This is a genomic window from Methanobrevibacter sp. (assembly GCF_015062985.1).
Classification (GTDB): domain Archaea; phylum Methanobacteriota; class Methanobacteria; order Methanobacteriales; family Methanobacteriaceae; genus Methanocatella.
The window spans coordinates 85,880-100,820 of the sequence record NZ_SUTI01000005.1 but is presented as its reverse complement, the minus strand read 5'-3'; the positions used below and the strand labels follow the sequence as shown (position 1 = coordinate 100,820).

Sequence of the window (14,941 nt, the reverse complement as noted above, 5' to 3'; positions counted from 1 at the left end):
TTAATATTTAAAGAGAGGTTAGTTATTATGAAAGTATGTATTATTGGCCAAGGCTATATCGGACTTCCTACCGCTGCACTTTTTGCAAGAAACCATTGCGAAGTGGTTGGTGTGGATATCTCTGAAGAGATGATTAAGAATTTAAATAACGGAATTATTCATATCGAAGAGCCAGGAATTTCTGAAATAATCAAAACCGCTGTTGAAAACAAGATATATGTTGCCAGCCTAACTCCTCAAAAAGCCGATGCTTTTATAATTACAGTACCTACCCCATATATTGTTGAAAACTACAGCTGCGATTTAAGTTATGTTGTAACCGCATGTGAATCAATATTGCCTTACTTGGAAAAAGGAAATACCGTGATAATCGAATCAACAATAGCTCCTATGTCTACCGATGAGACAATCAAGCCTATATTTGAAAATGCAGGATTTACAATAGGTGAAGATTTGTATCTTGCCCATTGCCCTGAAAGAGTTCTTCCAGGCCGCATTATAGAGGAATTGATTCATAATGATCGTATTATTGGGGGAGTAACACCAGAATGCTCAAAAAAAGCCAGTGAAGTTTATGGCCAATTTGTCGAAGGTGAACTGATGCTGACTGAGGCAAAAACCGCCGAACTATCAAAATGCATGGAAAATACATTTAGAGATGTAAACATTGCACTTGCAAATGAACTTGCTAAAATCTGTGCTGAAATCGGCGTGAATGCACTTGACGTCATAAAAATGGCAAACAAACACCCAAGAGTAAATCTTCACTCTCCAGGACCTGGTGTTGGAGGGCATTGCCTTGCAATAGATCCTTACTTCATTTACGCAAAGGCTCCTGAAACTGCAAAAATCATTAAATTGGCACGTGACACAAACAATTCAATGCCTGGATTCGTTTGCGAATACGTGAAAAAAATTATTCCAGAAGGAAAAATAGCTATCCTCGGCGTTTCATATAAAGGAAATACTGGAGACGACAGAGAAAGCCCTGCTTATGAAATAATTGCAGAATTAAGCAAAGATTATGAAATAGCTATTCATGACCCTCATATTGAAAATCCTAATCATGTAAGCTTGAATGAAGCTATAGAAAATGCGAATTTGATTTTAATTTTATGTGACCATGATGAATTCAAGAAAATGGACTATAACCTGATAAAGGACAATATGAAAAATCCGATAATCTTCGATACAAAAAATATAATAAAAGAAGTTCCAGATGAAATTAAGCTATATAATTATGGGAACTTATATGAACTAAACTAAAGGTCGAATATTTGGTCTTTTTGTATTTTATCGCCTTTCCATGCTTTTACACTACTCCATTCGGCAGCTGGAGCGGTCCAAAAATCATCATTGGAATCCAAACCTAAAGCCAAAAATACTGCACAGCATGAATAAAGAGTGCCTGTGTTAATATTCTCTTCACAAATATCAATTTGTGGACCGTATAAGCCCATCACTAACCAGCCGTCCTCATTAAAGTTTTTGTCATTCTCAAATTGTGTTTTCAAAACTTTTGTTAAAGCTGATCTGACTTGAGCGGGATTGATATTCCTTGGCAATATCTTTAACAATGCTGCCTGGGAAAGCAACTGAAAGATACCGCATCGATAAGCCAATGATTTTCCAAGCAATGGATAAGTACCTTCAGGAGAAATGGTTCTTTCAAGCTGTGCAGACAACCTTGAAGACCTCATGAACTGCACATCTAAAAATTCTCCATCACGAAGTCCGTATTTTCTCATTACGGTCAAAATATCATTGAGCATAGGATGAATAACAAAACTGTTGTAATATCCTACATCCATATCGGTACCGTCTGAATAAACTCCGTCACCCAGATAATATTCGTCCCTAAACTTTGAAATACCATATGTCAAACGCTGTTTATCACATTCGCCTGTGAATTCTAAAAGTGCAGCTTCAATCATTGCAGTGTATAAAAGCCAATGATTTTCATAAGGAGCTATCACTCTGGTACTCTTCAATTCACGAATTATTCTGGCTTGGACTTTCATAGGCAAATTGAGCCATATTTGATTTTTAGCCCTAAGTAATCCTTGAGCAAATAAAGCGACATCAATTAAAGATTGTTTTGGTTCAATAAAAAGAATAAAATCATTACTTTTAGAATTTATTGCATTAGCAATTGATTTTAAAGTCAAATAAGTATATTTTTCACGGATTTGACCTTCCTGAGAAGTATCTGGACCGAGTTCTAACCATGGAGCAATACCATTAAATACGCGTGCAAATGCTGAAAAATATGAAAATTTCTGATTATCAGCAGTTAAAGATTCATAAGGCATGTTCTTTCTTAATGAAGCCTTTGAAAGATTATTTAAAACTGGGAAAGCTATTTTTTGCAATGTTGAAACCCAAAAAATTCTATCTTCCCAAATTGAAGGTTTTTCCTCAACGACAGGTTCTTCTTTTTTTCTAAATCTTTTGAAAATTGATATGCTCATATTGAATACTATGTTGAACATATTATATAAATATTAAAATAAAGAAATCCCCAAAATAAAGCAACGATTATATATTTTGTTATTCATAAATACTTATCATTAATAAAGAGGTTAAAAATATGCCAACAATGTCTGAAAAAATATTAGCTAAAGCTTCAAATAACGACAAAGTAGAAGCAGGTGATATAGTAATAGCAAATATTGATATAGCAATGACACACGATTTGACTGGACCTCTTTCAGTGGAATCTTTTGAAAAAATCGGAGCTGATAAGGTATGGGATTCCTCAAAAATCGTTATCCCATTCGACCATCAGGTTCCGGCCGATTCAATTGATTCAGCAAACAACCATATCCTGATGAGAAAATTCGTTGAAGAACAGGGCATTGAAAATTTCTATGACGTCAATGCAGGTGTATGTCACCAGATTTTGCCTGAACTTGGTCATGTAGTGCCGGGGGATGTTATTGTAGGTGCCGATTCACATACCTGTACTCATGGAGCATTGGGAGCATTTTCAACCGGTATTGGCTCTACAGATATGGCAATGGTATTCGCTGAAGGTAACTTATGGTTAAAAGTGCCTGAAACCAATCGATTTGAAATTACAGGTAAATTGAAAGAAAACGTGTATGCAAAGGATGTGATTTTACATATAATTGGTGAAATGGGTGCTGACGGTTCAACTTATAAAGCTTGTGAATTTGCTGGTGAAACTGTCTCAGATATGAGCGTTTCCGACAGAATGGTTATGACAAATATGGCTATTGAAATGGGCGGAAAAACCGGTTTGGTAGAACCTGATGAAAAGACAATAAAATATGTTGAAGAGCGCTCAAAAAAACCTTATAAGATTTATAAGACTGATTTAGATTCATCTTCTCTTAATATAATCGATGTTGATGTGACTGATTTAGAGCCGCAGGTGGCCTGTCCTCACAATGTGGACAATGTAAAGGCGGTCAGTGAAGTTGACCAGGAGATAGATCAGGTTTTTATCGGTTCATGCACCAACGGCAGAATAAGTGACCTGAGAGATGCCGCAAAAATATTGAAAGGCAAAAAAATAGCCAAGGACACAAGAATGCTGGTTATCCCTGCATCAAGGGAAGTCTACTCAAAAGCATTGGATGAAGGATTAATCAGAATATTTGTTGATGCGGGAGCACTTGTATCAGCTCCATGTTGCGGTCCGTGCCTTGGAGGCCATACAGGAATAATCGGACCTGGCGAAGTAAGTCTTTCAACTTCAAATAGAAATTTCAGAGGCAGACAGGGAAGTCCTGACGGAAAAGTATTCCTGTCTTCTGCTGCTGTTGCTGCATCTTCAGCAATTGAAGGAAGAATCGTGGCTCCGGAGTGATTACATGAAAGGAACAGCTTGGAAATTTGGAAATGATATTGACACCGACATTATCGTGCCGGGAAGATATTTGATTTACACTGATGAAGAAACATTGTCAAAGCATTGCATGGAAGGTTTGGATCCTGAATTTAGTGAGAAATGTAAAAAAGGAGATTTTATCGTTGCCGGAACCAACTTCGGATGTGGCTCTTCAAGGGAACATGCTCCGATTGCACTAAAAGGCGTTGGCCTATCAGCGGTTATAGCCGAATCATTTGCCAGAATCTTTTATAGGAACGCTACAAATGTTGGAGTTCCTCTTCTTGAGGCTCCCGGAATTAGTGAACTTGTGGAAAATGGAGAAGAAATAGAAGTGGACATGGAAAATGCCATAATCACAACAAAAAATGGAGAATCAATAACATTTAAAAAATTGCCTCCATTCATGTTAGAAATATTGGAACAGGGTGGTTTGATTGAATACCTCAAAAACAAAAAATGAATATCAGATTGCTGTAATTCCCGGTGATGGAATAGGTAAGGAAGTAATGGAAGCAGCAATATACATCTTAGACTCATTAGATATTAATTTCAATTACATCTACGGCGAAGCTGGAGATGAATGCCTTAAAAAAACTGGTAATGCACTTCCAGATGAGACATTAGACATCATCAGAAATGCTGATGCATGTTTATTCGGTGCTGCCGGTGAAACTGCAGCGGACGTTATTGTTAAAATACGCCAAGAAATGAAAATGTTTGCAAATCTAAGGCCTGTGAAAGCATATCCTAATACAAATTCGCTTTCAGAAAATATTGACTTCATGATTGTTCGCGAAAATACCGAGGGATTATATATTGCAGGTGAAGAAAAATATACTGATGACGGTGCAGTTGCAAGGCGTATAATCACAAGGGAAGCCGAAAAACGCATTATCGATTATGCATTCAGATATGCAAAAGACAACAATAAACGTAAAGTAACTGGTGTCCATAAGGCTAACGTCCTTAAAAAAAGTGATGGATTGTTTAAAGAGATATTCTATGAGGTTTCCAAAAATTATCCTGATATCGAAGCTGAAGACTTTTATGTCGATGCCACCGCAATGTATCTGATTACACAGCCCGAAAGCTTTGATGTTATTGTAACTACTAACCTTTTCGGAGATATCCTATCTGATGAAGGTGCCGGTCTTGTTGGAGGACTTGGCTTAATTCCATCTGCCAATATTGGTGAAGATGGAGCATTATTCGAGCCTGTTCATGGCTCAGCACCAGATATTGCAGGCCAAAATAAAGCAAATCCGATAGCTATGATGCTTTCAGCGATAATGATGCTTAGATATCTTGGTGAAAATGAGGCTGCGGACAAATTCGACGCGGCAATTCTAAAAGTATTAACTGACGCTAATAATTTAACTGGTGACTTAGGTGGTTCTGCAACTACGATGGAACTGGCTAGAGAAGTTAAAAATAACTTATAAAACAAAATGGAGATAAAAAATATGAATTTAAAAAAATTAACAAAAATGCAATTGGCAGCACTTTTTATCATATTCATTATGGTAGTTAGTGGGGTTGCTGGATTCTTTCTCATTATTTTCAGCAGTGGAGCATAAACAAAAAAGAGGTCGATAAAATGGTAAAATATGAAATAGCAGCAGTTGTTGCAGAATTTAATTATGATATTACACAAATGATGTTAGAATTAGCTAAAGCAGAAGCAAAAAACAGAGACTGTGAAATCACAAAGGTAGTTGCAGTTCCTGGCGTTTTCGATATGCCGCTTGTAATCAAAAAACTATTGCAAAAAGGGGAATACGATGCAATTATCACCTTGGGTGCTGTAATCGAAGGAGCAACCGATCATGACCAAATTGTGGCACAGCATGCATCCCGTAAAATTGCTGATTTAGCTTTAGAATATGACACTCCGGTAGCACTTGGCATTACTGGTCCTGGCATGACAAGATTAGATGCTCACAGACGTGTTAAAAACGCAAAAAGTGCTGTTGAAGCTGCAATAAAAATGTGTGACAGATTAAAAGAAATTTAGTGATTGGATGGAAATTTTAAAACCTAACGAACTAAGAGAAAAATTCCAAGACCCTTGGATTGCACCATACGAAAAAGTATTGACTATGGTGGACGGTGACAAGGTGGAAATCGTCGAGTATCACCCATGTATTTCAGGGTCTCACTGGTTATTAAATCAATACAGGAATAACTCAGAATTAATTGACTCAGCATACCGTGACGGAAATAAGCATGTTTACTCTTGCCATGTTGGCTCAGCACCGCTAGACTTGAAAGCAAGTTTCAATGCTGCAGGAATAGATGAAATAATTGTAGACGGCGATGAAGTTAAAGTAACACATGCCGGACTTGCAGGCGCAGGTGTTGGAGCTGGAATGTGCAGAGGAATGGGTAAAGGCGTGAAATATGTCGAACTTATTCAAGTAGGTGGAGGTTCAAAGGCCGGGAAGGCGACTGTAGTAACCCCAAAACTTGAAAAAGTGGTTATTGGTGTGGATGACACCGATACAAAAGATGCCGGAGCTACCTGGACCATGGCACATAACTTGGGTGTCGAACTCGCAAGCGAAGGATTCGAATACCTTGACCATATCATTGTCCAGCTGTACCCGCACAATCCTCACAAAACCCAAAATTGCGTATCAATAGCTCTTACATTTGCTGTGGAAACTGAAAATAAAGAAAAATTGATTAAAAGAGTTATTGAAATTCTCGAACGTGATACCTTATCCGATAAAACAGCCATAGCTATTTTGGAAGGTTTGGATATCCCTGAAAAATTAAGAGAATATGCAATTGCTACCAAATCTGGAATGATGGATGTTGAAACTGCAGAAAAAGTTGCAGAGGAATTGAACATTCCATTGATTGCCGTGACTGGTGAGCAAGGAAAAGTCGGTGCATTAGCTGCATTGGGTCTTTACGATGACGTTGAAGAAGCAGTTAAGGCATACGATAAAAAAGACTAAATATCTGCATCTTCTGATGTAGATTCTTATTTTATTTTTTTTAAAAAAACTATAATAAATTGATGTCAAGGAATTCGGCCTGATTTACCGCCGTGAAAATTTTTATAGAAGTTGAATTGGTATCCTTGAATACAATTTTAACTGAATGACCGTCGGATTCAAATGTCTGTGTAAGATTTTTACCAAATACAAACTTATCCAAATGTCCGCCGTTGACATAAAGGCTATATGTATTGTTTTCAGTGAAAATTCCGCTTGAATTGAGTGTAGAAACATTATCTACAATTACCTCATACTGATATGCTTCCATGTCCTTTGATGAAACGAGGAACTGCTCTATAATGGTTGTATTGTTAAATTCATGATAATGATTAATATGTGATCCTCTGAAAACATCTTTCAATCGACTATTCTGAATAATATCACCCGTTTCAACATTTAACGAATTTTTAGCCTCAATCGGCAACCTTATCATATCAGACTCACCGCTCCTAGTACTATTAATGACATATGTCGCACCATCGATTTTAATAGTATCATTAACTTTAATACCCAACGACATCATTGCATCCGAAGGCATTCTTATTTGATCGGATTCATTTTCAACAGCTATATCAACTGTATAAGGGCCCCTAACGGAAATTGTATTGTCCCTTGGAGAATTGTCTGCATATATGATTAAATTCCTTGAATTTGGCTCGATTGATAAAACACCGTTTTCAAAGTGAGCCGCACCAATGAATGTTGAAATCATGAGCAGCAGCACAATGATTGAAATAATTAATGGAAAATGAATTTTAATAAAAGACTTGACTAAATTTGCACGCGGTATCTTTTTAAACATTAAAAGTGATTTGACAATGACTTTGACAATGTAATAAACAGCAATGACAATACCGATGACGCTGATGAGGACTCCAACTGCCAATGGAACATATTTTACGAAAAATATTGTAAATAAACCCAACATGATTAATGATAATCCAACAATGGACATTCTAATGAAGTAACCTATGTCATCAATCATTATGACCCTACCATACTTATTAGCACGGTTTATAATAGTTCTTACAACTTCATTGGCCATCAGATTCAAATCGGCCAGCGGAGACATATCATGCTCAATTGCACCGATGTCGACTTCCATGATTGAAATCCCTAAAACATCGGCATCGATAACGATACCTACGTCTACACCATAATCGCTTTCAAAATTAATTCTTCTTAATATTTCTTTTTTGGCTGCAAACTGACCACTTAACGGTTGTTCAAAGGAAATTTCAGGGAAAAAGAAATTCAACAACGGTTTTGCAGTAAGTTCTGTTACACGTCCGCTTGCACGGGAAAATTTGGTTTTGGTAATATCGGTCTTTCCATCCAAAATAGGTTTGATCATTGCTTCAACTTTTTTTGAAGTTAAATTGTAAATATCCGCATCAATAAACGCAATAATATCACATTCAGATTCTTTATAACCTGTATATAAAGCCTCCCCCTTACCTTTATTAGTTTGATGATTAATAACAATGGCTCCAGCCTTCAAGGCTTCCTCTTCCGTCCTGTCTGTTGACCCGTCGTTAACCACTATGACTTCATCTACGAAAGAAACTTTTTTAACTACACTGACAACCTCGGCCACTGTATCTTCTTCATTGTATGCCGGAATAATGACTGAAACCTTTTGATATTTCGGTTTTGCAGTCTTTACACTAGCAAGTAAAAAGGTGAGGATTACAAAAAACCAATACACACAAATTTCTCCGTTTATAATTTCTACATTAATAATTTTATTAATTCATATAATAAATACTTATTAATTTTTTATTCAAAAAAATTGAAAATTAAATGTAAAATCATTGCCCTGAAAATCAAAAAAAAATCCCGTATCAATGAAAATTTAATATATATAAATGAGAATATTATTATGTGAACAATAATTTTATTAGAAGGGATTTTTGAATGACACCAAAAATAATGATTATTCTTGGAAGCGGCTCAGATATTGCAATAGCTGAGAAAAGTATGGATGTTTTAGACAAGCTGGAGATACCTTACAGCTTAAAAATTGCATCAGCTCATAGAACACCAAATTTAGTTCGTGAAATTGTTAGTCAAGGTACTGATGCGGGAATTGAAGTATTTATCGGAATTGCCGGATTAGCAGCGCATTTACCGGGTTCAATTGCAGCTTATACGCCTAGACCTGTCATAGGTGTTCCTGTAGATGTTAAAACCGGAGGTATTGATGCTCTCGAATCAATTGTCCAAATGCCTTACCCTTCCCCTATTGCTACCGTTGGAATAGACAGGGGAGACAATGCCGCGATTTTGGCTGCACAGTTCATTGGAATTAATGACGATGAAATTCGCCAGAAATTAATTGAATTAAGAAAGGAATATGCTGAAAAGGTAAAAAACAGCAACGAAGAAATTGTTCAAAAAATCGAAAGAAAATTCCTTCAAAATGATTTCCTAAGAATAAAAAATCTCGAAATAAATGAAATTGACTCATATGATGATGTTGATTCAAATTGCAAAAACAAAGATGCAGAAGTTTCAATTATTGTTGGAAGACAAACCGATGTCGTGACCGCGAAAAAAATCGAAGTAATATTAGACAGATTAAAGATTACACACGACACAAAAGTTGTCTGTCCGATCAGGTCCACTAAAAAATTCACAAATTATGTTAAATCAATGGAAAATGCAAAAATATTCATTGGTGTCAGTTCAAACTCATCACAGGTTACCGGGGGAATAGTCGGATTGACCGACAGGCCGGTGATTGGCGTTCCTTGTACAAATGAAAACGGTGACAATTATATGCTTACAACTGTCAGTATGCCGCCGGGCGTTCCTGTCGCTACCGTTGGAATAAACAACGGTAAGAATGCTGCAGTATTAGCTGGTGAAATTCTTTCCATAAACGACAATAACATTACAGAACTTCTTGGAAAATTAAAAAACAAAAAAATTAATTTGTAGTGATAACATGAACATCAACGATGAAAATTTGATTGAAATTAATGATGAGCTTTCTTCTGAATTTGAAGTGGCTAAAGTTTTAAGGCAATATCCTAAGGATACCGTCATTATCAACAATGTTAAAGGATTTGACATGCCTGTCATATCTGGAATTTGCAATACCAGGGATAAAATAGCTAAATCCATTAACTGTGAAGTCTCTGAAATCACTGAAAAAATAATTGATGCGATGGAAAATCCTATTAAAGTTGACAAATTTACTGATTTCAGCGAATATGATACATCTGACATTGATTTAGATAAAATTCCAATATTAACCCATTATAAACGTGACGGTGGGGCATACATTACAGCAGGTGTCGTCTTTGCAAGAGACCCTGAAACAGGTATCCAGAATGCTTCAATTCACAGAATGATGGTATTGGATAACAAAAGGCTTGTAATTAGAATCGTGCCAAGAAACCTTTATACATACTTCCAAAATGCTCAAAAGAAAGGTGAAGACCTGGAAATTGCAATAGCTATTGGAATGGATCCTGCAATTTTGCTTGCAAGTACCACATCAATACCTATTGATTACAATGAAATGGATGTTGCAAACGCATTCAAGGACGGCAATTTGGAATTAATCAAATGCGGAGAACTTGAAGTTCCGCAGGCTGATATCATACTGGAAGGAAAAATTTCAGTTTCTGAAACAGTAGCTGAAGGTCCTTTCGTAGACCTGACAGATACCTACGACATCATTAGGGATCAGCCTATTATCAATTTAAGCAAAATGCATATCAAAAAGGATAATCCTGCTTATCATGCAATCATACCTGCAGGTTTTGAACATAAGTTGCTGCAAGGCCTTCCACAGGAACCAAGAATATTCAAATCCGTCAAAAATGCGGTTCCAACTGTAGAAAATGTTGTTCTGACCGAAGGGGGTTGCTGCTGGCTGCATTCAGTCATATCAATCAATAAGCAAACTGAAGGTGACGGTAAAAATGCAATCATGGCGGCGTTATCAGCGCACCCTTCACTTAAGCATTGCGTTGTTGTTGACACTGACGTCAACGTGTTTGACGCTGAAGACGTTGAATATGCCATATCTACACGTGTGAAAGGTGACAGGGACATTATGATTGTTCCAAATGTCAGAGGTTCATCTCTTGATCCTGTAGCTGAAAGTGATGGAACCACTACTAAAATTGGTGTAGATGCAACAAAATCACTTAAAACATTAGAAAAATTCGAAAGAGTTAGTTTTGGAGAATAACTAACTTCTTCATTTACTTTTTTTAGATATTTCCCAAATGAACATTTTCAATTCCGTGTTCATTTGCAATTTCACGTGCCTTGAACAGTATTTCAGGATTGGTTGGGCTGATATCTCTCATTTTATAATAAGGAAAAGCCCTTGAAAAATGTAAAGGAACTTCGGGGCCCAATTCATTAGCGACAAAATCGCATAATTGATTTATCTCATCTATTGAATCATTATAATCATTGATTATCAGGTTTGTAACTTCAAGGTGTTTGCCTTCCATATAAACCCTTTTCAAATTATCCAAAACCACATCCAAATCTGCACCGCAGACCTTTTTATAAAACTCCCTTGACATTGACTTCAGGTCTATGTTGAATGCATCGACAAATGTCAGAATCTCCTCAATGGACTGCTGTGAAAAATATCCGTTAGTGACATAAATCACCTTCAGGTTTTTAGCTCTTGCCAGCATGGAAGTTTTTTTGCTGAAGGGCAAGTGTATAGTAGGTTCATTATAGGTCCAAGCAATTGATTGACAATTATAATTAATTGCATTTTCAACGATTGTTTCTGGCGTTATCTTAATGCCCCGTGAATTTTTATCATATTCATGTGATATCATATAGTTCTGGCAATGTAAACATGTCATATTACAGCCAAAACCGCCTATTGAATATGTAAATGTTGATGGTAAAAAATGATGAAGCGGCTTTTTTTCGATTGGATCCGGACTTAAAGATGAAACAATTCCATAGCTGGTATCAAACAGCTCTCCGTTAATGTTTTTGTGTTGTCTGCAAACTCCAAAATTGCCTTCAGCTATCTTACAATAATTTGCACAAATCTCACATCTGAGTTTTTGAGATTTGGAACTTTTTTTATAAAGATTATTATTCACTAACATAGTGCTCATAACCCTTGTTTTTAATACGCTCAACAAAATTATTATCCAAAGTCAATTCAATGACATCGGAATCTGTGACCTCACCAATCACTTTATAATCAATTGACAGCTTCTCCAAATTTTCTTTGCTGATTGTAAAAAGCAACTCGAAGTCCTCTCCAACATGAAAAATTAAATCCAAATAATCCAATTCAAATTCATTGGCCAGATTTTTATACTCATCTGAAATGCCTAACAGATTTTCATATATCATGAAGCCGAAACCTTCCTTTTTTATTGTATAAAGTTCACTAGCTAGCCCGTCAGTAATATCTGTAGCTGCAGTTGCTCCAGCTCTTTTGATTAGAATACCCTCATTAACCCTAGCTATTGGCTTTAATGCCTTCTTTACATAGATGTTGTCCATTAAAGTTAAATTGAAGCCTAATGCAGCAAGGCCAATATCTCCTGTAACAGCAATCAAATCCCCAATTGAATATGTGTCCTTCATTAACGGGTCATCACACAGGCCTAATGCTGTTCCGGACATGATTATTTCATCGGCTTCGTTGGTATCTCCCCCAATCAACGGGATGGAATAATAGTCACAGGCACTTAATATGCCGTCAATAATCTCTTTAAAATCTTCCAGTCCCAAATTTTTAGGGATGGCCATAGACAATAAAAAGCCCAAAGGCTCGGCACCCATCGCCGCAAGGTCGCTTACATTAACGGTTACGGATTTGAATCCCATGTCAAAATAAGACATGTTTTTGGGAAAGTGTCTTGACTGAATGAGCATGTCACTGGTTGAAATTAAATTTGTATCACCCAATCTTGTAATTGCCGTGTCATCTGGTGTGATTTCTTTTGATTTACTGATAATGTATTTTACTAATTCTTTTTCGCCAATATCTGAGACTTTAAGGGTCATGGATAATAGTATAAATTTTAAATTAAATAAGTTTTAAGAAAAAATAGTCGCTTCAATCTTCAAAAAGTAAAAAAAAAGTTTCAGCTATAAGTGTTCTGAAACTCTGTCTTTAATGATTTCATACATACGCTTATCAACACCAAGAGGATCGGTTAAAATGATTTCGCCATCAAATTCGACCGGCTCTTCGTCATGGTCATGATGGTGGTGATGATGATGTTCGTGATGGTGATCATGCTCATCGTGGTCGTGATGGTGGTGATGATGACCAGATTCGCCTTCATAATCACTTTCAATTCCAAGCAATCCCGGGATATCCCTTTTAGTATGTAATCCGTGTGCAACAAATACAGGTACCACAATAATCCTATCCACATCTTCTTCACTTAATTTTTTAATTGTTTCTGGGATACCTGGCTTTCTGATTTCCATAAATCCATATTCTACCGGCATGTCTGGAAATTCCTCTGCATACATTTCTTTATAAGCCTTAATTACTTCTTCACCATCATCCAATCTGGAACCGTGGCTCAAAAGTAAAATTCCTGTCTTTGCATCAGTCATAATTTATCATCCATTAATTTTTAATCATTAAGTTTTGGGTTAAATTCTTTTAAGTTATCTTGAAAAAAAAATTTTTCAAAAAAATATATGAAAAACTATAATTTTTCATTTAACATTGAAATTAAGATATCTATTAAAATGTCATCTGCCTTAATAGGCTCTGGATATAAAATCTCTCCATCAAACTCGACCGGAGTTAAATCATGCACATGATCATGGTCACCATGGCCATGGGAATGACTGTGTGAGTGTTCATGTTCTTCCAAAAACCCTAAGATATGCGGAATATCATGAGTAGTGTGCATTCCAGGAGCAATAAATACCGGGATAACTACTAATCTTTCCAAATCATTTTCATCCACTAATTTATTAATGGATTCCGGGATGCTAGGACCGCATAATTCCATAAATCCGAAGCTAGATGGCAAGTCACAGGTTTTTTCAAATTTACCGTATAATGCAGTTGCAAATTCCTTATTGTAATTCAATCTGGAACCATGAGTAACAAGCAAAATTCCAGTTTTTGCATCTTCATCCAATTTAGATTCTGATAAAGCTTGTGAAATTCTTTTATCGATTATATCTAAAAGTTCATCACGAGGACCGATTGAATCCAAAAGTTCAATGTCTCCATCAAAATCAACATCGTCAGCAATTGACAAATAATGATCATCCGGATAATTTCCATCAGGACATCTCGGATCAACTTCCAACGGTTCAAGGCCCAGCAGTTGAGGTATATCAATTCTTGTGTGAATACCAGGAGCTAAAAACACTGGAAGAGCAATAATCCTTTTCAAATCATCTACTTCTTCCTTTAAGATTTCAACGGCTCCAGCAATTGTAGGCTCGGATACTTTCATATATCCGATTTCTGCTGCAAAACCTGATTTGTCGATGAATTTTTCCTTAATTTCAGTGAAAACCTCTTCGGCATAAGGTAAAGTACTGCCATGACTTACTAAAATTACAGCAGTATCATTTGATAACTTTGAATTTGTATCCATAAGAAATTACTCCGTCTTCTCCATCCTCTCTTACTCTTCTAAATACCATTTCTACATCGTCACCGATTTCAATATCATCAACGTCACAATCAACAAGTTGTGAAGTTAATTTTGCACCTTCTTCAAGTTCAATTACAGCTACAGCGTATGGAGCTGCTTTTTTAAAGTCATCTGGTGCAGATCTAATTATTGAAAAAGTGTGAATTTTACCTTTTCCTGAAAATTGGAAAGGTTCTAAGTTCCCTTTTCTCCTACAATTAGGACATACTACACGAGATGGGAAAAACAATTCACCACAGGTAGTACATTTGGAACCAATAAGATTATATCTTTGCTGTATATGACGCCATGTTCTTACAGTATCTGACATGTAAATCCTCCATTTATTTTCAATATGTATAATTTATAATAAATAATATAAATAACTATTTTTTTTATTACTATTTTGTCATTTTTAAAATAAATGTAATAACAACGTGCAAAATCACAAA

The 14,941-nt window shown here is 36.2% G+C and carries 15 protein-coding genes; 8 read left to right on the top strand and 7 right to left on the bottom strand.

Annotated features, from left to right (window positions below; translation table 11 throughout):
• The first annotated feature begins 27 nt into the window (after nt 1-27).
• Complete coding sequence (locus E7Z77_RS03705) at nt 28-1,266, top strand: nucleotide sugar dehydrogenase (protein WP_292750395.1); 1,239 nt, start codon at nt 28-30, stop codon at nt 1,264-1,266.
• On the opposite strand, the gene E7Z77_RS03700 is transcribed toward E7Z77_RS03705, so the two are convergent.
• Nucleotides 1,263-2,492: a DUF2264 domain-containing protein gene (locus E7Z77_RS03700; RefSeq protein WP_292750393.1), complete on the bottom strand. Its 1,230-nt coding sequence runs from the start codon at nt 2,490-2,492 to the stop codon at nt 1,263-1,265. The genes E7Z77_RS03705 and E7Z77_RS03700 overlap by 4 nt on opposite strands.
• A 98-nt stretch (nt 2,493-2,590) precedes the next feature.
• Here E7Z77_RS03700 and hacA point away from each other — a divergent pair, with 98 nt between their 5' ends.
• The 5 genes from hacA (at nt 2,591) to mmp11 (ending at nt 6,822) form a co-directional block, all read left to right on the top strand.
• Nucleotides 2,591-3,835 (top strand): homoaconitase large subunit, encoded by a 1,245-nt coding sequence (gene hacA, locus E7Z77_RS03695; protein ID WP_292750391.1) that lies wholly within the window; start codon nt 2,591-2,593, stop codon nt 3,833-3,835.
• A 4-nt stretch (nt 3,836-3,839) separates the two neighbouring features.
• Entirely contained in the window at nt 3,840-4,319 is a 480-nt protein-coding gene (locus E7Z77_RS03690; protein ID WP_292750389.1) for a 3-isopropylmalate dehydratase small subunit, read from the top strand.
• Complete coding sequence (locus E7Z77_RS03685) at nt 4,294-5,301, top strand: isocitrate/isopropylmalate family dehydrogenase (protein WP_292750387.1); 1,008 nt, start codon at nt 4,294-4,296, stop codon at nt 5,299-5,301. Before E7Z77_RS03690 ends, E7Z77_RS03685 begins: the two co-directional genes overlap by 26 nt.
• Nucleotides 5,302-5,456: 155 nt before the next feature.
• Nucleotides 5,457-5,873 carry a 6,7-dimethyl-8-ribityllumazine synthase gene (gene ribH, locus E7Z77_RS03680; protein ID WP_292738685.1) on the top strand — a complete coding sequence of 139 codons (417 nt, stop codon included), beginning with the start codon at nt 5,457-5,459 and terminating at the stop codon, nt 5,871-5,873.
• 7 nt (nt 5,874-5,880) lie between these two features.
• Nucleotides 5,881-6,822 carry a methanogenesis marker protein 11 gene (gene mmp11 / locus E7Z77_RS03675; RefSeq protein ID WP_292750385.1) on the top strand — a complete coding sequence of 314 codons (942 nt, stop codon included), beginning with the start codon at nt 5,881-5,883 and terminating at the stop codon, nt 6,820-6,822.
• Between the two features lie 49 nt (nt 6,823-6,871).
• Here the strand turns inward: mmp11 and E7Z77_RS03670 are convergent, their stop codons facing one another.
• Nucleotides 6,872-8,572 carry a glycosyltransferase gene (locus tag E7Z77_RS03670; protein WP_292750383.1) on the bottom strand — a complete coding sequence of 567 codons (1,701 nt, stop codon included), beginning with the start codon at nt 8,570-8,572 and terminating at the stop codon, nt 6,872-6,874.
• A 209-nt stretch (nt 8,573-8,781) separates the two neighbouring features.
• On the opposite strand from E7Z77_RS03670, the gene purE reads away from it, so the two are divergent.
• Together purE and E7Z77_RS03660 are read left to right on the top strand one after the other, a co-directional pair.
• Nucleotides 8,782-9,807, top strand: coding sequence for a 5-(carboxyamino)imidazole ribonucleotide mutase (gene purE, locus E7Z77_RS03665; protein WP_292750381.1), 1,026 nt, complete (start codon nt 8,782-8,784; stop codon nt 9,805-9,807).
• Nucleotides 9,808-9,814: 7 nt separating this feature from the next.
• The gene (locus E7Z77_RS03660) at nt 9,815-11,071 is read left to right on the top strand and encodes a UbiD family decarboxylase (RefSeq protein WP_292750379.1); all 1,257 of its coding nucleotides are present in this window, start codon (nt 9,815-9,817) and stop codon (nt 11,069-11,071) included.
• 22 nt (nt 11,072-11,093) lie between these two features.
• Here E7Z77_RS03660 and amrS read toward each other — a convergent pair whose 3' ends face one another.
• The 5 genes from amrS to E7Z77_RS03635 all read right to left on the bottom strand — a co-directional run bounded on the left by amrS (nt 11,094) and on the right by E7Z77_RS03635 (nt 14,820).
• Nucleotides 11,094-11,966: an AmmeMemoRadiSam system radical SAM enzyme gene (amrS, locus tag E7Z77_RS03655; protein WP_292750377.1), complete on the bottom strand. Its 873-nt coding sequence runs from the start codon at nt 11,964-11,966 to the stop codon at nt 11,094-11,096.
• Nucleotides 11,953-12,879: a thiamine-phosphate kinase gene (gene thiL / locus E7Z77_RS03650; protein WP_292750375.1), complete on the bottom strand. Its 927-nt coding sequence runs from the start codon at nt 12,877-12,879 to the stop codon at nt 11,953-11,955. Before thiL ends, amrS begins: the two co-directional genes overlap by 14 nt.
• A gap of 84 nt (nt 12,880-12,963) precedes the next feature.
• Nucleotides 12,964-13,443, bottom strand: a complete 480-nt coding sequence (cfbA, locus tag E7Z77_RS03645) for a sirohydrochlorin nickelochelatase (RefSeq protein ID WP_292750373.1) — start codon at nt 13,441-13,443, stop codon at nt 12,964-12,966.
• Nucleotides 13,444-13,538: 95 nt separating this feature from the next.
• Nucleotides 13,539-14,450, bottom strand: coding sequence for a CbiX/SirB N-terminal domain-containing protein (locus E7Z77_RS03640; RefSeq protein ID WP_292750371.1), 912 nt, complete (start codon nt 14,448-14,450; stop codon nt 13,539-13,541).
• Nucleotides 14,422-14,820, bottom strand: coding sequence for a Zn-ribbon domain-containing OB-fold protein (locus E7Z77_RS03635; protein ID WP_292750369.1), 399 nt, complete (start codon nt 14,818-14,820; stop codon nt 14,422-14,424). The genes E7Z77_RS03640 and E7Z77_RS03635 overlap by 29 nt, the downstream gene beginning before the upstream one ends.
• Nucleotides 14,821-14,941: the final 121 nt, after the last annotated feature.

Coding starts and splice junctions, on each gene's coding strand:
- E7Z77_RS03635 (WP_292750369.1), bottom strand. CDS start 14,820: ATGTCAGATACTGTAAGAACATGGCGTCATATACAGCAAAGATATAAT.
- amrS (WP_292750377.1), bottom strand. CDS start 11,966: ATGTTAGTGAATAATAATCTTTATAAAAAAAGTTCCAAATCTCAAAAA.
- E7Z77_RS03705 (WP_292750395.1), top strand. CDS start 28: ATGAAAGTATGTATTATTGGCCAAGGCTATATCGGACTTCCTACCGCT.
- mmp11 (WP_292750385.1), top strand. CDS start 5,881: ATGGAAATTTTAAAACCTAACGAACTAAGAGAAAAATTCCAAGACCCT.
- E7Z77_RS03640 (WP_292750371.1), bottom strand. CDS start 14,450: ATGGATACAAATTCAAAGTTATCAAATGATACTGCTGTAATTTTAGTA.
- thiL (WP_292750375.1), bottom strand. CDS start 12,879: ATGACCCTTAAAGTCTCAGATATTGGCGAAAAAGAATTAGTAAAATAC.
- cfbA (WP_292750373.1), bottom strand. CDS start 13,443: ATGACTGATGCAAAGACAGGAATTTTACTTTTGAGCCACGGTTCCAGA.
- hacA (WP_292750391.1), top strand. CDS start 2,591: ATGCCAACAATGTCTGAAAAAATATTAGCTAAAGCTTCAAATAACGAC.
- E7Z77_RS03690 (WP_292750389.1), top strand. CDS start 3,840: ATGAAAGGAACAGCTTGGAAATTTGGAAATGATATTGACACCGACATT.
- E7Z77_RS03660 (WP_292750379.1), top strand. CDS start 9,815: ATGAACATCAACGATGAAAATTTGATTGAAATTAATGATGAGCTTTCT.
- E7Z77_RS03700 (WP_292750393.1), bottom strand. CDS start 2,492: ATGTTCAACATAGTATTCAATATGAGCATATCAATTTTCAAAAGATTT.
- ribH (WP_292738685.1), top strand. CDS start 5,457: ATGGTAAAATATGAAATAGCAGCAGTTGTTGCAGAATTTAATTATGAT.
- purE (WP_292750381.1), top strand. CDS start 8,782: ATGACACCAAAAATAATGATTATTCTTGGAAGCGGCTCAGATATTGCA.